Genomic DNA, 22650 nt, shown 5'->3' with positions numbered 1-22650 from the left:
CCGGTGGGCTCAGCGCGTTCCGAAGTCCTGCGTCCAGTAGTGGCCGTAGGTGGTGCCCTGCGTGTACTGGTGGCCCACGCCGATGTCGAGCAGCGCGCAGTTGAGGATGTTGGCGCGGTGGCCCGCGCTGTTCATCCACGTGCGCACGACGTCGGCGGGGGTCTGCTGGCCCGCCGCGATGTTCTCGGCGGCCCTGGTCCAGCGGGTGTAGCCGGCCCGTTCCATCCGGGCGACGAAGTTGCTGCCGTCGGAACCGTTGTGGCTGAAGAAGTTGCGTGCGGCCATGTCCTCCGAGTGGCGTTGGGCCGCCGTGCCGAGCGCCGGGTTGGCCTTCAGCGCGGGACAGCCCGCCTTGGCGCGTTCGGCGTTGGTGCGGGCGATGACGTCCTCCTGGAAGGTGGCCGCCGTGGCAGGGGGTGCGAGGACGGCGGCCACCGACAGGGTCGCGGCGGCGAGCAGGGTGGTGCGGAGCGCGAACATGGTTCTCCTGGAGCTGCAGGGGGTGGGTGACACCGGGATCAGACGATCTCCCAGGTCACGGTGATGATCCCGACGGCGGGGTCGGCCAGCCGCGCGAACGCGGGCTGACTGAGGTCGATCTTGTTCGTCGGGCAGCTGGGGCACTTGTCCCTGATCGGGACGGTGATGGTGCGGCCGTTGTGGGTGACCCGGATCGACTTGCGGCACAACGGGTCGTTGTTCGGGTTGGGGGTCGTCCACAGCCCGGCGGGCGCCGCGACCAGCAGCTCGGTGGCGGCGTTGAGCTGCGTGCCGCAAGCGCCGTAGCCGGCGTCGTTGTAGTAGCTGGCGGTACCGCCGACCGCGGCCGCGGTGCCGGTGAAGACCAGCGAGAGCGCGGCGGCCGACGCGAGCGCGCCGAACGCCTTGGCGTGCAACCTCATGGTCGTCCTCTTCGAGGGGTCAGGCGACGGAGCTGAAGGTGACGGTGAAGCCCGTGCAGTTCGAGCACTGGAACACGGTCTGGTTGCCGGGCTCGGTGTCCTGTTTGGACCACGCGTAGGCCTTGGGGCAGCGCGACTTGATGGTGTTGCTGTAGTCGGTCTGCGCGTCGCGGTCGGGGTTGACGCAGTTGACGCGCTGCCCGTTGGCGCCGTACTTGACGTACGCGGGGTTGCACAGCGGCAGCAGGTTCTCGGTGCAGCCGGCCGTGCCGCACGACGTCGAACCCGGTGGCACCACCGCGTTGACCGGGGTGATCATCACCGGCACCGAGAACGCGTTGACGTAGCTGACGTTGTACCAGGGCGCGAGACCGTCGCGGGTGTCGAAGTTGAACTCCGCGAGACTCGCCGGCTGGTCGCCCAGGACGCAGCGGTCGGCGTAAACGCCGCAGTCGCCCACCGCGCAGCGGAAGTTCTGGCCGGAGGTGCCGGTGCAGCCCGTCCGCGCGAAGAACTTGCCGCGCCAGTGGCCCGGCGACGCCGTCTCGGGGATCGTGATGGTCGCGGACTGGCCGTGCGCGATCGTCGGCAGTCCGGTCAAGGCGCGCGAGCCGTCCGCGTTGACCGTGGCGCCGATCCAGATCGTCTGACCGGTCCGGTTGACGAAGGTGACCCTGTGGTCGATCGCCGCGTTCGCCACCGGTGCGGTGACGCCGGCGAGGGCGAACGCGAGCGCGAACAGCGCGGTCACCCAGCGGCCCGGTGATCTCGTGAGCATCTGCAGGCTCCCTTCCGCGGGACCGGTGCGGGCGCACCGCAGTCCCGCCCCACCGTGACGCGGCGGAGCCGGCCCGCGCTTCACGGTGCGACCGCAAAGTTCAGCGGGGCTCGCCGGGGACGGGCACCCAGCGCGTGCCCCGCAGGTCGCGCCGCCCGGAGAGGCCGAGCTTGCGGTAGACCCTCGTCAGGTGGAGCTCGACGGTGCGCGTCGCCATCGCGAGCCGCGCCGCGATCTCCCTGTTCCCCAGGCCGCCGCGCACGAGCCGGACGACCTCGGCCTCGGCGGGCGTGAGCACGGGCCCGGCGTCGGGCGCACCGGTGGAATCGCTCTCATCAGCACGCCGCACGAGAGCCGCGGCGCCGATGTCGAGGGCGGTGGCCCGGGCTCGCGCGCGGATCTCGCGCGCTGCCACCTGTTTGCCGTGCGCGGCGAGCCGGTCTCCGTAGTCGCACAGGACTTCCGCGAGCTCCCGGCGGGCGTGGGCCAGCTCCAGCAGGCGGATCGACCGCTCGTAGGCCCCGAGGTCGTCCCCGCCGGGCGGGCTCGCCCCCGCGACGGCCGACAGGCTCAGGCCCAGCGCCCTGGGCTCTCCCCACCGGAGGGCCGCGGCGTGCTCCTGTGCCGCGAGGTGGGCGGCGTCATCGTTGTCACCGCAGGCCAGCGCGGCGTGTGCGGCCCGGTACCGCCATGGCAGGACGGCGGGGTTGACGACACCGGCCGCGGTCAGCGCCCTGCCGCACGCGAGGTGACCCGCCAGGGCGTCGCGGGGACGTCCCAGCGCCATCGCGACCTCCGCGGTGGCGGCGAGCAGCAGCGGATGACCCGCATCGGCGCCGTGGCCGGGCAGCACGGCCTCCGCCCGGTCCGGTTCGCCCCCGGCGACGAGGTCCTCCACGGTCCAGAGCAGCACGACCGGGCGGATGCCGTCCGCGCCGCCGTGGTGCCGCAACCAGGTGAGCAGGCCGCCGCACCGCGCGAGGTCACCGGTGCGGCGGGCGACCCAGGCCCTGGCGAGCAGCGCGTGCTCCGCGACCGCCGGGTCCGCGGCGCGCGTCTCGAGCAGCGCGAGGCTGTGCGCGTCGGCGGCCACGAGCTCACCGGCGCAGACCAGCGCGCCCAACGCGTGGGAGACGCACCGCGCGCTCTCGCGGCAGGCGGGACTCGCCAGCGCCAGTTCGGCCGCCTCGACCGCGTCGGTCCACCTCTCCCCCGCGGCCACCAGATCGGCGGCGACCGCGGCCGCGCAGTCGTGGTCCCGGCCGGTGGGAGGCCCGTTCACGCCGTCGGGACGAACGCGCGGCGGAGTCCCGGCCTCCCCTCCACCCCCATCTTGCGGTAGACGGAGGTGAGGTGGAACTCGACCGTGCGCAGCGTCAGGTTCAGCTCGGCGGCGATCTCGCGGTTCGACCGCCCGGCCCTCGCCAGCAGCGCGATCCGGCGCTGCTGGCCGCTCAGGGCGGACTCGCCGTCGGTGCGCAGCAGCCGGTGCGTCAGCTCGTCCGCCGACCGCGTCCACTGCGGGCACGCGGCCGTCCCGGCCTCCTCGCGCAGGTACCGGGTGTGCCCGCGGGCCCGTTCGGCTTCCCCGCGGGCGAGCAGCAACTGCGCGAGGTCGTGCCGTGCGCGCAGCGACTCGTCCGCGGTCGAGGCCTTGCCCAGGCAGGTGACCGCCTCCTCGAGCAGGACGTCGTCGCCACCGCGGGCCAGCGCCACGGCGTGCAGCGCGAGCCCGACGCCCCTCGGCGCTCCCCACCGCCGCGCCGCGACGAGGTCCTTGTCGGCGCAGATCCGGGCGAGCACGAGGTCACCGGCGCCGGCCGCCGCCAGTGCCGCCGCCGACCGCCAGGGCAGCACCACGGGGTTGGCGACACCCCACGCGGCGATGTGGCGGCCGCAGTCGAGGAACTCCTCCAGCGCCGCGGCGGCCCGTCCCTCGGCCAGCAGGAGCCGGCCCCGCGCGAAGTGCAGCTCGGCGCCGTCGGGGTGCTCGGCCGGCGCGCCCGCCCTGCGCTCGGCCTGCGCCACGCCGTGGGCCCTGCCGAGCTCGCCGGCCTCGACGAGCGCCAGCACCAGCCAGGCGACCGCGGCGACCCGCGAGCGCGGACCGACACCCCGGCCGAGTGCGCCGTCCAGCAGCCGGACCGCCGTGCGCGGGGCGCGGCGCAGCACCGCGATCCGCCCGCCGAGCAGGTCGTGGACGTCCCTGCCGTGCCGGTGGGCGGAGCAGGCCCAGTGCCGGTGCGCCAGTGCGGCCTCGCCGGCGTGCACCAGCACAGTCACCGCCTGCCAGAACGTGGCGGCGTCAAGCGCCTGCGCCGACGTCAGCGCCTGCCGGGCGGCGTCCACCGCCGCGGACCTCCCGGCGCCGCGGTTCGCCGCCTGCACCGCGCGGAACACGGCCTCCCGGACCGCCGGCGGCGCCTCGCCCGGCCCCGGGCAGCCCGGCACGTAGGCGAGGTCGGCCGGACTGAGTCCGGCAACGGGTCCCCCGGCGCCCACCGCACGGGCCACCGCGGCACCGGCGAGCAGTTCCGCTTCTTTCCAGCGTCCATTGCGGATCAATTCGACCCGCGTGCGCCGAATCGCGTCGAGCGCGGTGTTGTCCAGCACTTCGACGACGCCCTTTCCCGCTCGGGCCGCACCGGATGCGGAATCCGCCAATTGATACGCCGTGCGGGCTGTCGTTCAGCATCACCGCAGCCCAGAGGCCGTGCCATCTGTCCAGAACCGTCTCAACCGGACGGCCACCTGGTCTGGACCATACCGGCAAACACCCGTTCCGGGAACCGGCCGCCGCCCACTCACCGCATTACTGTCAAAACAAAAGAAATGTCTCGTTCTGTCATTTCGGCGCGACGCGCCGACTCCGCCGGCCCACTTGCCCGATCGTCCCGCCGGCGGGAACGATCGGCGGTGTGGACGAACTGCGCGCGCTGATCACCAGGCACGCTCGGCCCGACCTGACCACGGTGATCCCCGACGTCCTGGTCTCGAGGACGACGGCCGGCGGTCCCCCGGCACCGGCGATGACCGGCACGATCCTCGCGTTCGTCGCCCAGGGCCGCAAACGCATCGCGGTGGGCGACCGCGTCCACGACTACCGCGCCGGCCAGTACCTGGTCGCGTCGATCGACCTGCCGATCACCGGCCACCACGTGGGCATCAGCTCGGCCGAGCCCGCCCTCGGTCTCGGCCTGGTCCTGCGCCCCGAGCAGGTCGCCGCACTGCTGCTGGACGCCGAGCTCCCGAAGCCCGCGGGCACCCCGCAGGGGCTCGCCGTCGGCGACGCCACCCCCGAGCTGCTCGACGCCGTCACGAGGCTCGCGCGCCTGCTCGACCGGCCCGCCGACGCCCGCGTGCTCGCCCCGCTCGTCAAGCAGGAGATCCTGTGGCGGGTGATGACCGGCGACCAGGGCGCCGTCGTCCGCCAGCTCGGCGTGCGGGACAGCGGCCTCAGCCACATCGCGCTGGCGGTGCGGTGGATCCGGGAGAACCACGCCGAGTCGTTCAAGGTCGAGGACGTCGCGCGGATCGCCGGCATGAGCGAGTCGGCGTTCTACCGCAACTTCCGGACCGTCACGGCGATGAGCCCGATCCAGTTCCAGAAGCAGATCCGCCTGCAGGAGGCCAGGTTGCTGCTCGCGACCACCAGGGACGTCACGGCCGTCGGCCACCGCGTCGGCTACGACAGCCCGTCGCAGTTCAGCCGCGAGTACCGCCGCCGGTTCGGCACCCCGCCCAGCAGGGACGTGCTGCTCAGGCCCGGACCCGCTCTCTGACGTCCAGGTAGACGGCGCGGACCTCCAGCGTCCGTTCGACCTTCTCCAGCACGGGTGCGAAGAACTGGCGCCGGTGCTCGGCGTCGCTCATCGAGATCACCGAGAAGTACATGCTGCCGAACGCGGCGAACAGCGTGGCGTTGCGCAGCATCGCCGACGGCACACCGGGGACGAGCGACATCTGCGGCGGGGCCCCGATCCACTGCTCGGCGATCGCGGGCGTGACGACGATCAGGCCCAGCAGCACGAAGAACGCGAACAGCGCGAGCCCGACCACCGCGGCCTGCACGAGCTGCCGGATCGCGAGCATCACCAGCAGGTTGCGCAGCTGCTGGCCGTTCAACCGCTTGGCCGGCAGCGGTTCCGGGATGTCCACACCGGACAGCGGCGTGCCCTTGCAGGCACCCGAGAGGATCTCGGGCCGCAGGTCCTGCTCGACCCGGCCGATCTCGTCGCGCAGCCGCGCCGCCGCGGCCAGCACGGTGATCGAGGCGAACAGCAGCACGACGAGGCTCACCCGCGGCCACCGCAGCTGGTTCATCGCCTGCCACAGCTCGCCGGTGAAGAACAGGAAGAGCGTCACGAACAGCATCGGCGGCAACGCCCTGCCGAGCAGCTGCATGCTGTTGCGCAGGTCGGCGATCACGTGCCGGATCGCCGCGCGGGTCAACGCCCCCAGCCCGTAGGTGGTGGCCAGCATCGTTGCCACGAAAGCGAGTCCGAAGAAGATGACGAACAGGACCAGCGCGCCCCACACGGTGTCGGGCTCCTCGTCCCCGGCGGGCGCGGTGACCTTGCTGTCGATCGCGTACTGCACCAGCGGCGTGATCACCGGCATCGCGGCGTACGCGACCAGCACCAGCGCGGTGGTGCGCGGCGAGAAGTTCGGCATCCGGCGCACGAAGAGCGACAGCAGCACCCACGCCGTCACCATCACCGCGACGATCAGCCCGAGCAGCACCCACCGCGACAACCCCGACGACTGCTGCAGCACCAGCCACGCGAGGCTGCCGACGGCGACGAACGCCAGCGCGGGCATCATCCGCGGCAGCACGTGGGACCGGAAGCCGTAGCCCTCGATCATGGTGGGCGCGCCCTGCTGGACGAACCACTGCTCGGTCCGGCGCACCACCGCCTCGGAAGCCATGGCGTGGATCATGCCTCACCGCTCGACGAGCCGCGCCATCACGCTGAAGTAGTGGGTCGGGGCGATGCGGGCCAGTGCGTCGAACACGTACGCGTCCGGCCCCACGAGGATCCGCGCCTTCCCGCGCTCGACCCCGCGGTGGATGATCTCGGCGGCCTTGTCCGGGGTGGTCAGCGCGATCCTGTCGAAGTCGGCGGCGATCTGCTCGAGCGAGCGCCCCCGCTCGTCGAGCTCGGCGTGGATGCGGCCGTTGCGGACGATGTTGGTCTTGATGCCGCCGGGGTGCACGGTCACCGCGGAGACGCCGGTGCCGCGCAGCTCCTGGCGCAGCGAGTCGGTGAAGCCGCGGACGGCGAACTTCGCGGCGCAGTAGGCGCTCTGCTTCGGCATCCCGACGAGCCCGTAGACGCTGGAGGTGTTCACGATGACGCCGTAGTTTCGTTCGAGCAGCAGCGGCAGGAAGGCCCGTGTGCCGTTGACGACACCCCAGTAGTCGATGTCGAACAGCCAGGAGTCGTCCTCCGGCACGGAGTCCAGCACCGTCGAGTACGTGGCGACGCCCGCGTTGTTGAACACGGCGGCCACCGGCAGCGACAGCCAGTCCCGCGTCTCCTCGGCGAACCGCCGCACGTCCCCGGCGTCGCGCACGTCGAGGACCCGGCTCAGCACCGGGCCGCTCAACGACCTCGCCGTCTCCGCGAGGCCCGCCTCGTCGACGTCCGCGATGGCGACCGGCGAACCGAGGCGGGACAGCCGCTGCGCGAGGCTGCGGCCGATCCCCGACGCCGCCCCGGTGATTACGGCCGGGCGTCCGGCGAGCGTGCGCTGCATCAGAGGTGCTCCTGTCGTCGTCGACGGCGGCGGCACCTCACGTTAGCCGCGCAGCTCCGGGAACTGGTCGTCCCGCCACTCCTGTGGCCGTTCGGCACCTTCCTCCTCGCGGGCGCGCAGGTCGACGCGGCGGATCTTGCCGGACACGGTCTTGGGCAGCTCGTAGAACTCCAGGCGCCGGATGCGCTGGAACGGCGCCAGGTTCTCGCGGGCGTGCCGCAGGACCTGCAGGGCCGTCTCGCGGTCCGGTTCCCAGCCGGGGCTCAGCGCCACGTACGCCTTGGGCACCGCGAGGCGCAGCGGGTCCGGTGACGGCACGACCGCCGCCTCGGTGACCGCCGGGTGCTCGATCAGCACGCTCTCCAGCTCGAACGGCGAGATCTTGTAGTCCGACGCCTTGAACACGTCGTCGGTGCGCCCGATGTAGAAGAGGTAGCCGTCCTCGTCGCGGCTCGCGATGTCGCCGGTGTGGTAGTAGCCGCCGGCCATCGCCTCGCCGTTGCGCTCCTCGTCGCCGAGGTAGCCGACCATCAGCGACATCGGCCGCCGCCCCAGGTCGACGCAGATCTCGCCCTCGTCGGCGAGCTCCCCGGTGACCGGGTCGACGAGCACGACCGGCACGCCCGGCAGCGGTGTCCCCATCGAGCCGGGCTTCACCGGCGCACCGGGCACGTTGCCGACCGACAGCGTGGTCTCGGTCTGCCCGAAGCCGTCGCGCAGCGTGAGGCCCCAGTGCTGCTGGACCTGTTCCACGACCTCGGGGTTGAGCGGCTCGCCGGCCGCGACGACCTCCCGCAGCGCACCCGCGCCACCGCTGAGATCGGCCTTGATCAGCATCCGCCACACGGTCGGCGGCGCGCAGAACGTCGTGACGCCCTTGTCCCGGATCTGGCCGAGCAGCGCCGCCGCGTCGAACCGGGCGTAGTTGTAGACGAAGATCGTCGCCTCGGCGATCCACGGCGCGAAGAAACAGCTCCAGGCGTGCTTGGCCCAGCCCGGCGAGCTGATGTTGAGGTGCACGTCGCCGGGGCGGACGCCGATCCAGCGCATCGTCGTGACGTGCCCGACCGGGTACGAGACCTGCGTGTGCTCGACCAGCTTCGGGCGGCTCGTGGTGCCGGAGGTGAAGTACAGCAGCAACCGGTCGCCTGCCCTGGTGTCCGGGTGCGGCAGCGGGTCGTCCGGCGAGGCGTCGGCGTCGGCGTAGTCGAGCCAGCCCGGCGCGGTGCCCCCCACCGCGATCAGGACGGGGCCGCTCGCGAACTTGTCCGCGTCCTGCGCCCGTGCGACGACGTGCCGCACGGACCCGCGGTGCAGCCGGTCCGCGAGGTCGGCCGGGCCGAGCGCGGTGGTGGTCGGCATGATCACCGCGCCGAGCTTCATCACCGCGAGCATCGACTCCCACAGCTCGACCTGGTTGCCGAGCATGATCATCACGCTGTCGCCCCGGCCCACGCCGTGCGACGCGAGCCAGTGCGCGACCCGGTTGGACCGGCGGCGCATCTCGTCGAACGTGCGGACGCGCTCGGTCCCGTCCTCCTCGACGAGGTGCAGCGCCGTCCGGCCGTTGTCCCGCGCGATGACGTCGAACCAGTCGTGCGCCCAGTTGAAGCCGTCGTCGCCGAAGTCCGGCCAGCCGAACTTCTCCGGCTCGGTGAGCATCAGGTCGCGCGCCGCGCGGTAGGTGTCGTGACTGGACATTCCCCGAGGGTGAGGAGGTCGGGGCCTCCGGTATACCCCCGTCCGGGGGTGTACCCCTTTTCGAGGGTGCGGTCGTGGGTGAGACTGCGGGCGTGTTGCCAGAACGTTTCCACGCGCTGCTCCCGCAGCGCCTGGACATGCTGCGCCGGGCCACCGGGCTGCCCGTGGTGTTCGGCGGTGCCGTCACGCCGGCCCGGGACCTCGTGCTGAGCAGCTTCTTCGGCACGCACGGCACCTCGTTGCAGGGGTTGCGCGTCGGCACCGGCCGCGGACTGGGCGGCGCGGCGATCGCGATGGGCACGGCGGTGCGCGTCAACGACTACGCCTCGACCCGCGCGATCACCCACGAGTTCGACCAGATGGTCGTCGTGGACGAACGCCTGACCTCGGTGTTCGCCTACCCGGTGACGGTGCGCGGCACGGTGCACGGCGTCCTCTACGGCGCCGTGCGCGGACAGACGACCGTCGGCGACCGGGCCATCAGGACGGCCGGTGCCATCGCACAGGGCTTCGCGGGGGACCTGGACATGCCTTCTCTTCACACGCAGGCCGCGCTCCGCGAGCTCTCGGAGGTCGCGAAGCTGGTCCGCGACCCGGTGCTGCGCGAACGGCTGCGCAAGGTGCACCAGGACCTCGGCGGCGAGATCCCCGTCGCCGTCCCCGCGGGACTGACCCCGCGCGAACTCGATACGCTCCGGCTGGCCGCGGTCGGTGCGTCCAACCGGGAGATCGCCGCCGAGCTCGGGTTGAGCACCGAAACCGTCAAGGCCTACCTCCGCGGCGCGATGCGCAAGCTGGGGGTGCACAACAGAACCGCCGCCGTCCACGCGGCGAGGTCGACGGGAGCGCTCTGAATGTCGTGGCAGCAGAAGGCCGTGATCGGCACCGACCGGCTGTTGTACAAGCTGACCGGCGGCAGGATCGGCCTCGTGGGGTTCAGCGGCCAGACCGGCCTGACCCTGATCACGGTGGGCGCCAAGTCCGGTGAGCGGCGCGAGAACCAGGTCCAGTACGTGGCCGACGGCGACTCGATGCTCGTCGTCGGGTCCAACTGGGGCAAGCCGCACCACCCCGCGTGGACCGCGAACCTCCTGAAGAACCCGGACATCCGGGTCAACGTCAAGGGCGACGTCCGCGACGTGCGCGCGACGCTGCTCGAAGGGGCCGAGCGGGAGGCCGCCTGGACGAGGATGGTGGCGGCCTGGCCCGCGTTCCAGGACTACGTCGCGAAGTCAGGCGGCCGCGAGCTGAGGGTCTTCCGCCTCACGGCGCGCTGACGCCCAGGCGAGCCACGCGCAGCCGGCGACCATCAGCACGCCGTGCGCGATCCGTGCGGCCGGTGGCGTGAAGAACTGCGGCAGGAACAGGACGAACCCGGCCGCGAACACGAGCGACGGCGTGGTCCTGAGCTTCAGCGCGACCATGACCGCCGCGACGCCCATCGTCACGAGGCCCACGCCGAAAGTCGTGATGGCGAACGGGTTGTAGCGCACGGCCTCGGCGAGTTCGAGCAGGTTCGGCTGCCCGGCGATCTCGTGCAGCCCGAAGTCCTCGGCGCCGTAGTAGGGCAGCGTGAGGCCGGCGCCGACCCAGAACGTGATCGCGGCGGTCCGGTGGACCTCCAGCAGCGCGATCGGCACGAGGATGAAGCCGATCATGGCGAACAGGTGCGACAGCACCCACGCCTGCGACCCCATCGCGGCCGCCGCCCCCGCGGCGGTCGTCTCGTCCTCCCACGGTCTGACCACCGGGTAGAGCAGGAACAGCAGTCCGGCGGCGGTGAGCGTCCACTTCACGATTTCCCCCTGAGATCGTCGAGGTACATCCGGATCAGCTGGTCGTAGGTCTCGTCGAGCCCCTCCGGCAGCCCGAAGCCGCCGTTCGACTCGATCGACGCGAACCCGTGGGCGAGCACCCGGAGTCGTCGCGTGGCATGCACCGCCTCCGACCCCTCGAGCCCGTAGCCGCGCAGCGTGGCGAACAGGACCTCCATGAGCTTCATGCCCGCGGCGCGCTGCAGGTCGTCGTGCAGCGGGTCCATCGGCGCGGCCGCGTACCGCTTCGGGTACTCCGCGACGTAGGCGCGGTAGGCGTGCATCAACGACCTGACCGCGTCGTCGCCGGAGAGCCCCAGCACCGCCTCGGTGAACCGGTCGGTCATCTGCTCGGTCACCCGCACGCCGAGGTGGCCGCGCAGCTCGGCGAGACTCGCGACATGCTTGTAGAGCGACGGTGTGGCGACGCCGGTCCGCGCGGCGACGGCGGCGAGCGTCACCCCCTCGAGCCCGTGCTCGTCGAGCAGGTCCAGTGCGGCGTCGACGACCTTGCCGGTCGTGAGACGTGGACGAACAGCCATAGCCGGAAAGCTAACGCTATTAGCTCGGTCTGGTCAAGGTGACGGCGGGCACCTCCAGCGGGCAGCCGACGCCGACCGCCACTCCGCGACCGACCGCCACCCCACGACGAACCACCACCCCTGCGACCGACCGCCACCCAATGACGGACCACCACCCCGCGACCGACCGTCCCGAAGCGATGGTCTGAACCTCTTGCACCCGTCTTTCGACCCCAATTGGTCACACTCCGCGTAGAACTCGCTGGTCAGGACCTAGATCACTTGAGAGCGCTCTCATATGACAAAAAGATGAAAACCTTTACAAGTTGACCCTGGGTCACGGCGTGGCAACACTTCTGAACCACTGGGCGCAACAACTAAACACCCGGAAAGGTCGGTTCGATGCTTCGACGCATCGGGACGGGCCTCGCCGCCGCCTTCATGGTGGCTGCGGGGATCACCGTTGCCACCACCAGCCAAGCTCCCCCTGCCAACGCGGCGGTGACCTGGGCCGACGAGTTCAACGCTCCCGCCGGCACCGGTGTCGACGGCAGCAAGTGGCAAATGGAAGTCGGTAACAACAACGGCAACAACCGAGAGTCGCAGTGGTACCAGGCGGGCACCTCGAACGCGGTGCACGACGGCCAGGGCAACCTGGTCATCACCGCCAAGCGCGAGAACCCCGGCAACTACCAGTGCTGGTACGGCCGGTGTGAGTACACCTCTGCCCGCATCAACACCGCGGGCAAGTTCACCCAGACCTACGGCCGGTTCGAAGCGCGGATGAAGATGCCGCGCGGCCAGGGGATCTGGCCGGCGTTCTGGATGCTGGGTGCCGACATCAACACCGGCAACCCGTGGCCGGGTTCCGGCGAGATCGACATCATGGAGTTCCTGGGACACCAGACGAACACCGTGTACGGCACGATCCACGGTCCGGGGTACTCCGGTTCGGGCGGCAAGTCCCACGCCTACAACGGCCCGAACTTCTCGGACGGGTTCCACAACTTCGCGGTTGACTGGAAGCCGGGCGAGATCACGTGGTCGGTGGACGGCAACGTCTACGCCCGCAACACGCCGACGGACGTCAACGGCAACCCGTGGGTGTTCAACAAGCCGTTCTTCATCGTCATCAACCTCGCGGTCGGTGGCGAGTGGCCCGGCTACCCGAACTCCAGCACGACGTTCCCGCAGCAGCTCGTGGTCGACTGGGTCCGCGTCTCCAACGACACCCCCAGCGGTGGCGGCTCGGAGATCCGCGGCGTCGGCGACAAGTGCCTCGACGTGGCGTGGGCGAACACCGCCAACGGCACGCCGGTCCAGGTCGTGGGCTGCAACGGCAACGCCGCCCAGAAGTGGAGCCGTCCCGGTGACGGGACCATCCGCGCGCTGGGCAAGTGCCTCGACGTCAACCAGAGCGGCACGGCCAACGGCACTGTGGTCCAACTCTGGGACTGCAACGGGACCGCTGCGCAGCAGTGGGCCGTGAGCGGGGCCCAGGACATAGTGAACCCCCAGGCGAACAAGTGCCTGGACACCGTGGGCGGTTCCTCCGCGGACGGCACGAAGACCCACATCTGGCAGTGCCTCGGCGTTGCCAGCCAGAAGTGGCGGGTCTGAGAAAACCCCGTCGGGTCTGCCTGACCTGACGTGAAGCGCTGGTCGCGACGCCCTTCCTGAAGGGTGCGCGGCCAGCGCTTCGTCGTTTCGGCCCGCTCAGGCCAGCAGGCGCGCGACCGCCCAGTCCTGCACCGCGACGCCGACGGACTTGAACACCGTCCGCCCCTGCCGCAGCGGCGGGTTCCCCAGCGCCGCGCCGAGTTCGACCAGCGCCTCGAGCCGCAGCACCCCGGAGTTCACCGCCCGGATGATCTCCCCGGCCTCGCTGAGCGCGGCCTCGACCTGGTCCACCACCACGACCTCCGCGGTGGCGAGCAGTTCCTGCGGCAGCTCCCGCATCACCGGCCGGTACGACCCGATCGCGTTGACGTGCACCCGGTCCTTGAGCGCGTCGCACGAGAACAGCGGCACCGTCGACGCCGTCGCGCAGCACACGACGTCCGCGCTCGCGACCGCGTCCTCCGCGCTGGCCGCCACGTCCACCACCGTGTCCGGCAGCTCGTCGCGGAGGTCCTCCACGAGCGCCTCCGCCCTCGTGGCGTTGCGGTTGAACACGACGAGCTTCTTCAACGGCCGCACCGCGTGCACGGCGCGGACCTGGTCGGCCGCCTGCGCCCCCGCGCCGAGCAGCGCGAGGTGCGAGGCGTCCTGGTCGGCCAGCAGGTCCGTGGCCACGCCGACGACGGCGCCGGTCCGCACCGTCGTGAGCGGCACCGCGTCGGTGACGAACTGCCCGTCCGGGTGGGAGTAGACGACCGTGCCGGTGATGACCGGGTCCCGCTCGACCTCGATGCTGATCACCTTGACCGCCGTGGACCCCGTGGGCCGGTGGTGCACGGCCATCACGAGGGACCGGCTGTCGCTGAAGGCGTGGCGCGGCGGCAGGTCGAAGTCGCCCGCGGTGAGCCCGACGAACGCTTCCCTGACGGCACCGATCGCTGCGGGCATGGTCATGACCCGGATGGTATCGACCCGGTCGTCCGGTCCCGGTGGACGCGCGTCAGTCCGGTGGCTGCTCCACCGTCGCGAGCACGTCCGCCTCGGCCAGGTACAGCCGGCCGAGGTCGATGAGCAACGTGCCGAGCTCGCGGAAATGCGCCGCGCGCTCGAGGTCGGGAATCAACCCGCACGTGCGCAGCATGTTCCGCGCGAGCAGCTCGCCGAACTGCGGATAGGTCTTCACCACCTCACGCGAAAGGCGTTGAAGGGAAGTGCGGAGCAGGTCCTCCGTCAGGATTTCCGCGGCCACGGCAGCATCCCCTCGCTCTCTCGCCAGATGCCGTCGCAGTCACGGCACGTCGGCCACACGTTCTTGTCGCGCCACAGGCTGATCTGGTGCGGGACCCAGGGATCGCCGCACAGTGTCTCGACGACCTGCCCCGCGGCAGGCTCGTCGGGGATGGCGTGACGCTGCCCCGCGTGGGGCGTCCAACGAAACTTCACGGTTTTATTTTGTGGCTTGGAACTCGGCCAATCTACCGCACTCGGCCGTGTTCCCGTCAAATTGTTCCTGGTCAACGCCCGATTGAGCGTGTCGTTAGTCCGCCTCGGTGACAATGCGCGTCATACGCGCTGTAGGGCTTTTATCGGAGTGAAGAAAACCCACGGGCGTTAAACGCCGAAAATAGGCGGTGAAACTAGTGCGTCATCGCGACCGCACGGCCGCTCGTGTCGAACTCGTGCGCCAGCGCCACCAGCCCCCGCCCGCCGGCCGCCCACGCGGCCGTCCAGGTCAGGCACTCCGCCGCGCCGTTGCCCGCCCTCGGCACCAGGTCGGTGCCGATCGAGTCGAGCCACTCCCACGACGTGCCGCCGACGCCCGCGAGGAACTCCTCGTCCCACGTGCGCACCAGCGAGCGGATCGTGCCCTCGGCGCGCGCCCGGTCGTTGACCGACCTGATCCACGCCTGGCGTTCGGCCTCGGTCAGCTCCTCGCCGGTCTCCCGCTCGCGGAAGCCGGGCAGGTCGTGGGCCAGGCCGCCGGAGCCCACGTACAGGACGCGCCGGTCCGCGAAGAACTCGCCGACGCGGCGGCCCAGCCGCGCCGCGCGGCGGAAGGAGGCGTGCGGGGGCGAGGCGCAGTTGACGAAGACGGGCAGCACCGGCTTGGCGTCCACGGCGCCCAGCAGGTCGCGGGCCGTGTGACCGAAGGCGTGGTCCAGGGCGGCCTGGTAGGCCGTGGCGATGTCGAAGTCGTGTGCGACGAGGTCCGCCACCAGCGCGCGTCCCGCGTCGGACGGCACGTCGTAGCGGCCAACCGGTCCGGCCACGTCGCCCTGCGCCTCGGCCGACAGCACCACGGCGAAGGTCGGGACCACGGCGCGGAACGCCCGTCGGTGGTCCGTGCCGAAGAAGACGACCAGTTCCGGGTCGAACGCGGCCACGGCGTCGCGCGCGGTGGCGATCGCGGCGCGGACCGGGCCGTGGGGCGCGCCGGGCAGGGTGACCAGGTGCGAGGCGCAGACCGTCATTCGGTTCATCCCGCCAGCTTAGGTACCGGACCGTGACGAGTCGCGCACTTGCGGTGACCGGCACGGACATTCCACAATGGACAGTCGGCGGACGGAGGCCGGCGGCGCCGGAATCCGCTTACCGGGAGACCGCGCCGGGTAAGTCCATTGTGGACGATCACCGCACGGTCGTGCGGTGTGGCCGGGGTCACGAAACCCGCGTGCGGGCACCACGACCGGCGGGCAGGTGTCCTCATCGGAACGCGGCCGGTCCGATCGAGATCATCACCGGCCCCGGCGGGGTGCGGAGCAGCGCGGACGGGCGGTGCGGGGCGCGCGGGACCGCGTGGGACGGTCTGGGTGAGTGCGATGTCGGGCGGTGGGGGAAGATGTTCGCCATGACCACCGCCGACAACGGTTTCGCCGACCTGGGGCTGCGGCCCGACATCCTCAACGCGCTCACGACGCTGGGCTACGAGGAGCCGACGCCGATCCAGTCCGAAGCGATTCCGCCGCTGCTCGCGGGCAACGACCTGCTCGGGCAGGCCGCCACGGGCACGGGCAAGACGGCGGCGTTCGCCCTGCCGCTGCTCGAACGCATCGCCGACCGGATAGGCAAGGGCGAGAAGCCTCTCGCGCTCGTCCTGGCCCCGACCCGCGAACTGGCGGTGCAGGTGTCCGAGGCCGTGCACCGCTACGGCAGGCACATGGGCACCCGCGTGCTCCCGATCTACGGCGGCCAGCCGATCGGGCGGCAGCTGCGCGAGCTGTCCCGCGGCGTCGACGTGGTGGTCGCGACCCCGGGCCGCGCGATCGACCACCTGCAGCGCGGCACCCTGCAGCTCGGCGACCTGCAGGTCGTCGTGCTCGACGAGGCCGACGAGATGCTCGACATGGGCTTCGCGGAAGACATCGACGCGATCCTCACCGAGACCCCGGCCGAACGGCAGACCGTGCTGTTCTCGGCCACGATGCCGCCGCGCATCGACCGCATGGCCAAGAGCCACCTGCGCAGCCCCGTGCTCATCCAGATCGAGCGCGAGAAGACCGAGCCCGGCGAGGCGCCGCGCGTCCGGCAGACCGCGTACCTGGTGCGCCGCGAGCACAAGCCCGCCGCGCTCGGCCGCGTGCTCGACGTCGAGTCGCCGACCGCCGCCGTCGTGTTCTGCCGCACCCGCGACGAGGTCGACCAGCTCACCGAAACCCTGAACGGCCGCGGCTACCGCGCCGAGTCGCTGCACGGCGGCATCAGCCAGGAGCAGCGCGACCGCGTGATGTCCCGCCTGCGCGGCGGCACCGCCGACCTGCTCGTGGCCACCGACGTCGCGGCCCGCGGTCTCGACATCGAGCAGCTCACGCACGTCGTCAACTACAACGTGCCGTCCGCGCCCGAGGCGTACACGCACCGCATCGGCCGCGTCGGCCGCGCGGGCCGCGAGGGCGTCGCGATCACGCTGGTCGAGCCGCGCGAGAACTCGATGCTCAAGACGATCGAGCGCGTCACCAAGACCAAGATCCCGATGGAGAAGGTCCCCACCGTCGCCGACCTGCGCGCGCGGCAGCTGGAGCTGACCCGCTCGTCGCTGCACGAGTCGCTGATGGAGGACGACCTGTCGCGGTTCCGCGTCGTCGTCGAGACGCTGGCCGACGAGTTCGACGTCATGGACATCGCGCTGGCCGCGGTCAAGCTCGCCCACGAGGCCTCCGGTGCCGCCGCCGACGAGGAGGAGATCCCGGAGGTGCGCCCGCGCGAGGACCGTCCGCGCCGCGACGGTGCCCCGGCGGGTCCCCGCCGCGAGCGCCGCGGCCCGTCCGAGGGCATGACGAGGCTGTTCCTGGGTGCGGGCCGGTCCTCCGGCATCCGCCCGCAGGACATCGTCGGCGCGATCACCGGCGAGACGAACCTCAAGGGCCGCGACATCGGCGCGATCGAGATCGCCGACCGGTTCTCGCTGGTCGAGGTGCCCGGTCCCGCCGCGAACGACGTGATCGAGCAGCTGCGCGACGCCACGATCAAGGGCAAGCGCGTCACCATCCGCCGCGAACGTCAGCCGCGTTGACGCCCATGAACTTCCAGTACTTCGCGTGGCTGTCCGAGGACAAGGAGTCCGTGGAGGACGCGCGCGAGATCGCCAGGATCTGGACGGGTCCCGACGGGCGCACCGTCCAGGAGCGCTACACGGCCGAGTCCGGCTGGATCGGCACGCAGCTGGTCCACGACGTGCAGGACCTGCGCAAGCCGGGCTGGCTGATGACCATCAGCCAGCGCGACGTGGACCTCTTCAAGGTGATCCTGGCGAGGCGGCGGCACCAGCAGGCCTGAGGCGTCCCGGCAGGCGCGCCTCGACGAGGAACCGCGTCGAGGTGCAGACGAACTCACCGTGCTCCTGGATGTGCGCGTGCATGTCCAGGAGCCGTTGCCGGTAGCCGTCCACGGTGAAACCGGGCACCGTCCACAGCACCTTGCGCAGGAAGTGGACGACCGCGCCGACGTCGAAGAACGCCACCCGCAATGCGGCGGGTTCGAGCCGGAGCACCTCCAGCCCGGCCGCCTCGGCCTCCGCCCGCGCTCGCGCGGTGCTGCGCGCGTCGCCCACCGGTTGCGGGCCCATCATGAACTCGGTCAGCTCCCGGTTCGTGCCCTCGCCGATCTGCTGCGAGAAGTACGTCCCGCCGGGCTTGAGCACCCGTGCGACCTCACCCCACGGCGTCACGACGGGGTGCCGGCTGATCACCAGGTCGAACAGGGAGTCGCGGAACGGCAGCGGCCCCTCGTCAGGTGTTCGCACGACCACCGCCTCCGGCAGGTTCCGCGCGGCCACGGCGGCGTTCGGCGGCCACGACTCGGTGGCGGCCAGCAGCGGCGGTTTCACCGGCGCCGACGCCGTCACCTCTCCCCCGCCGGTCTGCAGGTCCAGCGCCGACCCGACGGCCGCGAGCCGCTCGGCGATCACCGACGCGTAGCCCCACGGCGGGCGTTCCTCGGTGGCCCTGCCCTCGAACCAGGAGAAGTCCCAGCCCTCCAGCGGCACCGCGGCTCCCTCGGCCACGAGTTCCTCGAAAGTCCCCATGACCCCGGATCGCACCACGCGCGGCACCACCGGGGCCACCGAAAATCGCGCCACCCGCCCGGAGGGAGAGCCGGGCCAGTTCGGCGGAGTTCAGGCGCCGCGGTAGGTGCCGAAGCTCCAGCGGTTGCCCTCGGGGTCGGTGACGGTGAAGCCGCGCGACCCGTAGTCCTCGTCGCGCAGCCCGCGGACCTCGGTCGCGCCGCGGGCGAGCGCGCGGGCGTGGAGCTCGTCCGGCCGGTCGGTCACCACGTAGACCGCACCGGCACCGGCCCTGGTCGCCTCGACCTCGCCGACCGAGCGCAGGACGGACCCGAGCATCACGCCGCCGCCCTCCGGCCAGACCAGCTCGCAGTGCACGACCTCGCCCTCGGCCTCGCCGGGGACGACGAGGTGCTCGGTGAAACCGAAGGCCTCGACCAGGAACCGGATCGCAGCGGGCGCGTCCTGATAGGACAGTGTCGGCCAGCAGGTGGGTGCAGGAGTCATGCGTCCACCTTGCGCCTCGTCACCCTCCGCCGCCTTGTAGAAATGGAAGCTCGGCCGCCATCCACTCGGTCGGGGTCGCCCCGCACAGCGAGCGCCAGTCGCGGGTGAGGTGCGCCTGGTCGGTGTAGCCGCAGGCGGCGGCCACCTCGGTCAGCGTCGGCCGCCGCTCGCCGCGCAGCATCCCGTTGGCGCGCTCGAACCGCATGACCCTGGCCACGACCTTGGGCGTCAGCCCGTACTCGGCCGCGAACCGGGCGCTCAGGTGCTGGCGGCTCCAGCCGACCTCGGCGGCGATCTCGCCCACCGGCGCGCCGCTCGCGAGGCGCTGCCACGCCCACGCCACCTCGGGCCGCTGCCGCACCGGCCGCACCAGCCCGCCCAGCACGCGGTCCATCAACGCGAACCGGTCGAGCCACGTCGCCGCCTCCTGCAACCGTTCGCGCAACTCGGCGGCGGGCGCGTGGAGGCTGTCGAGGCCAACGGACACACCGGACAGCTCCCCCGCGGGCAGACCGAAGAAAGCCCGCGCTCCCAACGGGGTGAGCGCGCACTGGACACCGTGCTGGAACCCGTCGTGGCTGATGATCACGGCCTCGTCGTGCAGCCCCCCGCACAGCGCAGCGAACCGGTCGCCGCCGAGGTCGACCGTGCCGTCCAGCGTGACGACGAGGGTGAGCGACCGCGACGGCAGGCCGCGGTGGATGCCGGGCTCGGTGCGCATCCGGTATCCGGAGTACCGCGTGACGAACGGCCGCAGCCGCGGGTGCGGCAGACCGACGACGTGCTCGACGTCCATGCCCCGATGCTAATCGCTCGACGCCGGCCTGCCGGGGACCGCGTTCACACCTCGCGGCGCGGCGAATCCGCCCGCGAGGTGTCCACTAGAACAACTCCCCGAGAACCAGCAGTCCCGCGCCCACCGGCACCAGGTCGGACCCGGACGACGAGACGCTCACGTCCACCTCCGGCATCGCCTCCAGGTACAGCTCCGGCGCCGCCAGCACCTTCCGTCCACTCAGGACGATCTGGTCGAGGTCCAGCAGCTGCACCAGGTTCCGCACCGCCGCGCCCAGCACCCGCGCCGCCTCCGCCCCGGACGCCGCCGCGTGCACCGCCTCCACGCACCCGCGCCGGCCGCACACGCACAGCGGGCCGTCGAGCTGGATCGTCGTGTGCCCGAACTCTCCCGCGCCCGACCGGCCGCCGCGGTGCACCTCGCCGCCGAGCAGCAACCCGACGCCCAGACCGGTGCCGGCGAACACCAGCGCCGCGTCCCGCAGCGGCCGCCGCCACGCCTCGGCGAGCACGGCGGCGTTGGTGTCCTTGTCCACCGCGACCGGGAGGCCGAGGCGGTCCTCCGCCAGCGCCCGCAGTGGCACGCAGTCCCAGCCGGGCAGTCCGTTCGGGGACACCACGCCCGCGGGGAAGGTGAGCGGCCCGGCGATCGCGATGCCGAGCCCGAGCACCTCGTCGCGGACGGGGACCAGCGGCGCCAGCGCGGTCAGGACGTCGTCCGGGGTGAACATCGGGGCGAGCGGCACGACCGCGGACGACACCACCTCGCCGGTGAGGTCGAGCCGGACCACGCGCAGCTCGTCGCGGTCGACGTAGGCCCCGTAGGCGCACGCTCCCCCGGCGGCCAGGCGGAGCGTCGTCCTCGGCTTGCCGCGGCCCCCGCCGCGCACGGTGCCGATCTCCTCCAGCAGGCCCGCCGCCATGAGCCTCGCCACGATCTTCGAGACCGCCTGCGGCGTGAGCCCGGCCTCCGCGGCGATGGAAGCCCTGCTCACCGCTCCCGAGCGGACCAGCCCGAGCACCGTCCGGTCGTTGTGCGAGCGCAGCGAGGAGAGGTCCACGCTCGCAATTATTCAACAGCGTTGCTTTAATCGGAAGCATGAGAGTCGGACTTCTGGGCTTCGGCATCGCGGGACGGGTCTTCCACGCCCCGCTCATCGCGTCCACCGCGGGCATGGACCTCGTCGCGGTCGCCACGACGGACCCGCGACGGCGGGCGCAGGCCCGTGCCGAGCACCCGGACGCGGCGGTCGTGACCGTGGACGAGCTGTTCGCGCTGGACCTCGACCTCGTCGTCGTCGCCACCCCGAACCGGACGCACGCCGAGCACGCGAAGCGGGCGATCGCCAAGGGCGTCGCGGTCGTCGTCGACAAGCCGTTCGCACCGACCTCCGCCGAGGCCGAGGAGCTCGTGGCGGCGGCCGCGACCGCCGGCGTCCCGCTCTCGGTGTTCCAGAACCGCCGCTGGGACAGCGACTTCCTCACCGTGCGCGGGATTCTCGGCAAGCTCGGCGAGGTCCGGCGGTTCGAGTCCCGGTTCGAGCGCTGGATCCCGGAGGTCGGCGGCAACTGGCGCGAGCTCGGCGACCCGCGGGAGGCCGGCGGCCTGCTCTACGACCTCGGCGCGCACCTCGTCGACCAGGCGCTGCAGCTCTTCGGCCCGGTCTCGGCCGTCTACGCCGAGCTCGACCGGCGCCGGCCGGGCGCGCAGGTCGACGACGACGTGTTCGTGGCGCTGACGCACGCGAACGGCGTCCGCTCGCACCTGTGGGCCAACGCGCACGCGGCGCACCACGGGCCCCGCTTCCGGCTGCTCGGCAGCGAGGGCGCGTTCGAGATCGACGGCCTCGACGAGCAGGAGAACGCGCTCGCCGCCGGCCGCCGCCCCACCGGGTACGGCTGGGGGCACGAGACCCGCACGGGCAGGCTCGGCGTGCTCGGCGAGACGACCGAGGTCGCCGTCGAACCCGGCGCCTACCAGACCTTCTACGCGGAACTGCGGGCGGGACGCGTCCCGGTCGACCCGGCGGGCGCGGTCGACGCGCTGCGGGTCATCGAGGCCGCGTTCACCTCCGCACGGGAGAACAGGACGGTGCAGCTGTGAGCCCCACCGCTGAGGAACTGCTCGCCCAGGAGCGGCGGCTGCAGTTCGCGCGCTTCGGCAACGACGTCGCGATCGAGCTCGGCCTGCACCTGCTCGACGCCGCCCGCGAGCAGGGGCTGCCGATCGCGATCTCGGTGCAGCGCAACGGACATCGGCTCTTCCACGCCTCGCTGCCCGGCACCTCGCCGGACAACGACAGCTGGCTCGAGCGCAAGGCCCGCGTGGTCGAGCGGTTCGGTCACAGCTCGTTCTACGTCGGCACCGCGTTGCGCGAGAAGGGCGGCGCGTTCGAGGCGGAGGCGCACCTCGACCCCGCCCTCTACGCGGCGCACGGCGGTGTCTTCCCGGTGATCGTCCGCGGCACCGGTCCGGTGGGCTCGGTGGGCGTCTCCGGACTGCCCCAGGCGCAGGACCACGAGTTCGTCGTGACCCAGCTCGAATCGTTCCTGAACTCCCGGGACGCGTAATAGCACGAATAGGTGCCGGCACAAAATCAGGAGTTCGGACCGATCTCCACCCGACCGCTCACGAGCCGGCATTGGCGCCCACCGCTTCGAGTGGATTCGAGCCCACTCGCAGTGGTGGCGCATAGCACCGGTACCTACCCGGAGAATATGCACCAAAGAGTGATCCTATTGGACCAAACGA

The 22650-nt window shown here is 71.8% G+C and carries 26 protein-coding genes; 8 read left to right on the top strand and 18 right to left on the bottom strand.

The features are described from left to right. Positions 1 to 9: 9 nt before the first annotated feature. The 5 genes from ACFWGZ_RS08085 to ACFWGZ_RS08065 all read right to left on the bottom strand — a co-directional run bounded on the left by ACFWGZ_RS08085 (position 10) and on the right by ACFWGZ_RS08065 (position 4344). Positions 10 to 480, bottom strand: a complete 471-nt coding sequence (locus ACFWGZ_RS08085) for a CAP domain-containing protein (protein WP_382450750.1) — start codon at positions 478 to 480, stop codon at positions 10 to 12. Between the two features lie 38 nt (positions 481 to 518). After that, a complete protein-coding gene (locus ACFWGZ_RS08080; protein WP_382450749.1) occupies positions 519 to 902 on the bottom strand; it encodes a cysteine/serine endopeptidase inhibitor in 384 nt (127 codons plus the stop codon). Positions 903 to 921: 19 nt separating this feature from the next. Next, positions 922 to 1680: a thaumatin family protein gene (locus ACFWGZ_RS08075; RefSeq protein WP_382450748.1), complete on the bottom strand. Its 759-nt coding sequence runs from the start codon at positions 1678 to 1680 to the stop codon at positions 922 to 924. A 100-nt stretch (positions 1681 to 1780) separates the two neighbouring features. Continuing rightward, complete coding sequence (locus ACFWGZ_RS08070; RefSeq protein WP_382450747.1) at positions 1781 to 2962, bottom strand: LuxR C-terminal-related transcriptional regulator; 1182 nt, start codon at positions 2960 to 2962, stop codon at positions 1781 to 1783. Next, a complete protein-coding gene (locus ACFWGZ_RS08065; RefSeq protein WP_382450746.1) occupies positions 2959 to 4344 on the bottom strand; it encodes a LuxR C-terminal-related transcriptional regulator in 1386 nt (461 codons plus the stop codon). The genes ACFWGZ_RS08070 and ACFWGZ_RS08065 overlap by 4 nt, the downstream gene beginning before the upstream one ends. Positions 4345 to 4598: 254 nt before the next feature. Here ACFWGZ_RS08065 and ACFWGZ_RS08060 point away from each other — a divergent pair, with 254 nt between their 5' ends. Continuing rightward, on the top strand, positions 4599 to 5462 hold the full coding sequence (locus ACFWGZ_RS08060; protein ID WP_382450745.1) for an AraC family transcriptional regulator N-terminal domain-containing protein: 864 nt from the start codon (positions 4599 to 4601) through the stop codon (positions 5460 to 5462). Here the strand turns inward: ACFWGZ_RS08060 and ACFWGZ_RS08055 are convergent. The 3 genes from ACFWGZ_RS08055 to ACFWGZ_RS08045 are packed head-to-tail and all read right to left on the bottom strand — an operon-like array spanning position 5440 to position 9141. Beyond that, on the bottom strand, positions 5440 to 6609 hold the full coding sequence (locus tag ACFWGZ_RS08055; RefSeq protein ID WP_382450744.1) for a hypothetical protein: 1170 nt from the start codon (positions 6607 to 6609) through the stop codon (positions 5440 to 5442). The genes ACFWGZ_RS08060 and ACFWGZ_RS08055 overlap by 23 nt on opposite strands. A gap of 15 nt (positions 6610 to 6624) precedes the next feature. Further along, positions 6625 to 7440: an SDR family NAD(P)-dependent oxidoreductase gene (locus ACFWGZ_RS08050; RefSeq protein WP_382450743.1), complete on the bottom strand. Its 816-nt coding sequence runs from the start codon at positions 7438 to 7440 to the stop codon at positions 6625 to 6627. Between the two features lie 42 nt (positions 7441 to 7482). Then, positions 7483 to 9141 carry an AMP-binding protein gene (locus ACFWGZ_RS08045; RefSeq protein ID WP_382450742.1) on the bottom strand — a complete coding sequence of 553 codons (1659 nt, stop codon included), beginning with the start codon at positions 9139 to 9141 and terminating at the stop codon, positions 7483 to 7485. A 92-nt stretch (positions 9142 to 9233) separates the two neighbouring features. On the opposite strand from ACFWGZ_RS08045, the gene ACFWGZ_RS08040 reads away from it, so the two are divergent. Both ACFWGZ_RS08040 and ACFWGZ_RS08035 read left to right on the top strand, forming a co-directional pair. Beyond that, positions 9234 to 9995, top strand: coding sequence for a LuxR C-terminal-related transcriptional regulator (locus tag ACFWGZ_RS08040; protein ID WP_382450741.1), 762 nt, complete (start codon positions 9234 to 9236; stop codon positions 9993 to 9995). Further along, positions 9996 to 10418 carry a nitroreductase family deazaflavin-dependent oxidoreductase gene (locus ACFWGZ_RS08035; RefSeq protein WP_382450740.1) on the top strand — a complete coding sequence of 141 codons (423 nt, stop codon included), beginning with the start codon at positions 9996 to 9998 and terminating at the stop codon, positions 10416 to 10418. Here ACFWGZ_RS08035 and ACFWGZ_RS08030 read toward each other — a convergent pair. Further along, a complete protein-coding gene (locus ACFWGZ_RS08030; RefSeq protein ID WP_382450739.1) occupies positions 10374 to 10937 on the bottom strand; it encodes a hypothetical protein in 564 nt (187 codons plus the stop codon). The two genes, ACFWGZ_RS08035 and ACFWGZ_RS08030, sit on opposite strands and share 45 nt — an antisense overlap. Then, a complete protein-coding gene (locus ACFWGZ_RS08025) occupies positions 10934 to 11497 on the bottom strand; it encodes a TetR/AcrR family transcriptional regulator (RefSeq protein WP_382450738.1) in 564 nt (187 codons plus the stop codon). Before ACFWGZ_RS08025 ends, ACFWGZ_RS08030 begins: the two co-directional genes overlap by 4 nt. 381 nt (positions 11498 to 11878) lie before the next feature. On the opposite strand from ACFWGZ_RS08025, the gene ACFWGZ_RS08020 reads away from it, so the two are divergent. Then, a complete protein-coding gene (locus ACFWGZ_RS08020; protein ID WP_382450737.1) occupies positions 11879 to 13096 on the top strand; it encodes a family 16 glycosylhydrolase in 1218 nt (405 codons plus the stop codon). A gap of 96 nt (positions 13097 to 13192) precedes the next feature. On the opposite strand, the gene ACFWGZ_RS08015 is transcribed toward ACFWGZ_RS08020, so the two are convergent. From ACFWGZ_RS08015 to mhpB, 4 genes are all read right to left on the bottom strand, one after another. Further along, complete coding sequence (locus ACFWGZ_RS08015; protein ID WP_382450736.1) at positions 13193 to 14050, bottom strand: ornithine cyclodeaminase family protein; 858 nt, start codon at positions 14048 to 14050, stop codon at positions 13193 to 13195. A 46-nt stretch (positions 14051 to 14096) separates the two neighbouring features. Next, complete coding sequence (locus tag ACFWGZ_RS08010; protein ID WP_382450735.1) at positions 14097 to 14279, bottom strand: hypothetical protein; 183 nt, start codon at positions 14277 to 14279, stop codon at positions 14097 to 14099. 47 nt (positions 14280 to 14326) lie between these two features. Then, complete coding sequence (locus ACFWGZ_RS08005; protein ID WP_382450734.1) at positions 14327 to 14539, bottom strand: DUF3039 domain-containing protein; 213 nt, start codon at positions 14537 to 14539, stop codon at positions 14327 to 14329. A 194-nt stretch (positions 14540 to 14733) separates the two neighbouring features. After that, positions 14734 to 15576 carry a 3-carboxyethylcatechol 2,3-dioxygenase gene (gene mhpB / locus ACFWGZ_RS08000; RefSeq protein ID WP_382450733.1) on the bottom strand — a complete coding sequence of 281 codons (843 nt, stop codon included), beginning with the start codon at positions 15574 to 15576 and terminating at the stop codon, positions 14734 to 14736. A gap of 368 nt (positions 15577 to 15944) precedes the next feature. On the opposite strand from mhpB, the gene ACFWGZ_RS07995 reads away from it, so the two are divergent. Together ACFWGZ_RS07995 and ACFWGZ_RS07990 are read left to right on the top strand one after the other, a co-directional pair. Continuing rightward, positions 15945 to 17606 carry a DEAD/DEAH box helicase gene (locus tag ACFWGZ_RS07995; protein WP_382450732.1) on the top strand — a complete coding sequence of 554 codons (1662 nt, stop codon included), beginning with the start codon at positions 15945 to 15947 and terminating at the stop codon, positions 17604 to 17606. Next, positions 17603 to 17869, top strand: coding sequence for a hypothetical protein (locus ACFWGZ_RS07990; protein WP_382450731.1), 267 nt, complete (start codon positions 17603 to 17605; stop codon positions 17867 to 17869). Before ACFWGZ_RS07995 ends, ACFWGZ_RS07990 begins: the two co-directional genes overlap by 4 nt. Here ACFWGZ_RS07990 and ACFWGZ_RS07985 read toward each other — a convergent pair. The 4 genes from ACFWGZ_RS07985 to ACFWGZ_RS07970 all read right to left on the bottom strand — a co-directional run bounded on the left by ACFWGZ_RS07985 (position 17829) and on the right by ACFWGZ_RS07970 (position 20959). Continuing rightward, entirely contained in the window at positions 17829 to 18617 is a 789-nt protein-coding gene (locus ACFWGZ_RS07985) for a methyltransferase domain-containing protein (RefSeq protein ID WP_382450730.1), read from the bottom strand. The genes ACFWGZ_RS07990 and ACFWGZ_RS07985 overlap by 41 nt on opposite strands. Positions 18618 to 18707: 90 nt before the next feature. Beyond that, positions 18708 to 19103, bottom strand: coding sequence for a VOC family protein (locus tag ACFWGZ_RS07980; RefSeq protein WP_382450729.1), 396 nt, complete (start codon positions 19101 to 19103; stop codon positions 18708 to 18710). 19 nt (positions 19104 to 19122) lie between these two features. After that, on the bottom strand, positions 19123 to 19899 hold the full coding sequence (locus tag ACFWGZ_RS07975; protein ID WP_382450728.1) for a helix-turn-helix domain-containing protein: 777 nt from the start codon (positions 19897 to 19899) through the stop codon (positions 19123 to 19125). A gap of 85 nt (positions 19900 to 19984) precedes the next feature. Then, positions 19985 to 20959: an ROK family protein gene (locus ACFWGZ_RS07970; RefSeq protein ID WP_382450727.1), complete on the bottom strand. Its 975-nt coding sequence runs from the start codon at positions 20957 to 20959 to the stop codon at positions 19985 to 19987. A gap of 38 nt (positions 20960 to 20997) precedes the next feature. Here ACFWGZ_RS07970 and ACFWGZ_RS07965 point away from each other — a divergent pair, with 38 nt between their 5' ends. Together ACFWGZ_RS07965 and ACFWGZ_RS07960 are read left to right on the top strand one after the other, a co-directional pair. Continuing rightward, on the top strand, positions 20998 to 22002 hold the full coding sequence (locus tag ACFWGZ_RS07965; RefSeq protein ID WP_382450726.1) for a Gfo/Idh/MocA family oxidoreductase: 1005 nt from the start codon (positions 20998 to 21000) through the stop codon (positions 22000 to 22002). Further along, positions 21999 to 22469 (top strand): heme-degrading domain-containing protein, encoded by a 471-nt coding sequence (locus tag ACFWGZ_RS07960; RefSeq protein ID WP_382450725.1) that lies wholly within the window; start codon positions 21999 to 22001, stop codon positions 22467 to 22469. Before ACFWGZ_RS07965 ends, ACFWGZ_RS07960 begins: the two co-directional genes overlap by 4 nt. Positions 22470 to 22650: the final 181 nt, after the last annotated feature.

The sequence above is a fragment of the Lentzea sp. NPDC060358 genome (genome assembly GCF_042725365.1).
Classification (GTDB): Bacteria; Actinomycetota; Actinomycetes; order Mycobacteriales; family Pseudonocardiaceae; genus Lentzea.
The sequence above is the reverse complement of the archived record's forward strand: the minus strand, read 5'-3'. Positions and strand labels throughout refer to the sequence as shown.

Coding starts and splice junctions, on each gene's coding strand:
- ACFWGZ_RS08050 (WP_382450743.1), bottom strand. CDS start 7,440: ATGCAGCGCACGCTCGCCGGACGCCCGGCCGTAATCACCGGGGCGGCG.
- ACFWGZ_RS08025 (WP_382450738.1), bottom strand. CDS start 11,497: ATGGCTGTTCGTCCACGTCTCACGACCGGCAAGGTCGTCGACGCCGCA.
- ACFWGZ_RS08045 (WP_382450742.1), bottom strand. CDS start 9,141: ATGTCCAGTCACGACACCTACCGCGCGGCGCGCGACCTGATGCTCACC.
- ACFWGZ_RS07995 (WP_382450732.1), top strand. CDS start 15,945: ATGACCACCGCCGACAACGGTTTCGCCGACCTGGGGCTGCGGCCCGAC.
- ACFWGZ_RS08085 (WP_382450750.1), bottom strand. CDS start 480: ATGTTCGCGCTCCGCACCACCCTGCTCGCCGCCGCGACCCTGTCGGTG.
- ACFWGZ_RS07980 (WP_382450729.1), bottom strand. CDS start 19,103: ATGACTCCTGCACCCACCTGCTGGCCGACACTGTCCTATCAGGACGCG.
- ACFWGZ_RS08015 (WP_382450736.1), bottom strand. CDS start 14,050: ATGACCATGCCCGCAGCGATCGGTGCCGTCAGGGAAGCGTTCGTCGGG.
- ACFWGZ_RS08020 (WP_382450737.1), top strand. CDS start 11,879: ATGCTTCGACGCATCGGGACGGGCCTCGCCGCCGCCTTCATGGTGGCT.
- ACFWGZ_RS07975 (WP_382450728.1), bottom strand. CDS start 19,899: ATGGACGTCGAGCACGTCGTCGGTCTGCCGCACCCGCGGCTGCGGCCG.
- ACFWGZ_RS08080 (WP_382450749.1), bottom strand. CDS start 902: ATGAGGTTGCACGCCAAGGCGTTCGGCGCGCTCGCGTCGGCCGCCGCG.
- mhpB (WP_382450733.1), bottom strand. CDS start 15,576: ATGAACCGAATGACGGTCTGCGCCTCGCACCTGGTCACCCTGCCCGGC.
- ACFWGZ_RS08055 (WP_382450744.1), bottom strand. CDS start 6,609: ATGGCTTCCGAGGCGGTGGTGCGCCGGACCGAGCAGTGGTTCGTCCAG.
- ACFWGZ_RS08035 (WP_382450740.1), top strand. CDS start 9,996: ATGTCGTGGCAGCAGAAGGCCGTGATCGGCACCGACCGGCTGTTGTAC.
- ACFWGZ_RS07965 (WP_382450726.1), top strand. CDS start 20,998: ATGAGAGTCGGACTTCTGGGCTTCGGCATCGCGGGACGGGTCTTCCAC.
- ACFWGZ_RS07985 (WP_382450730.1), bottom strand. CDS start 18,617: ATGGGGACTTTCGAGGAACTCGTGGCCGAGGGAGCCGCGGTGCCGCTG.
- ACFWGZ_RS08075 (WP_382450748.1), bottom strand. CDS start 1,680: ATGCTCACGAGATCACCGGGCCGCTGGGTGACCGCGCTGTTCGCGCTC.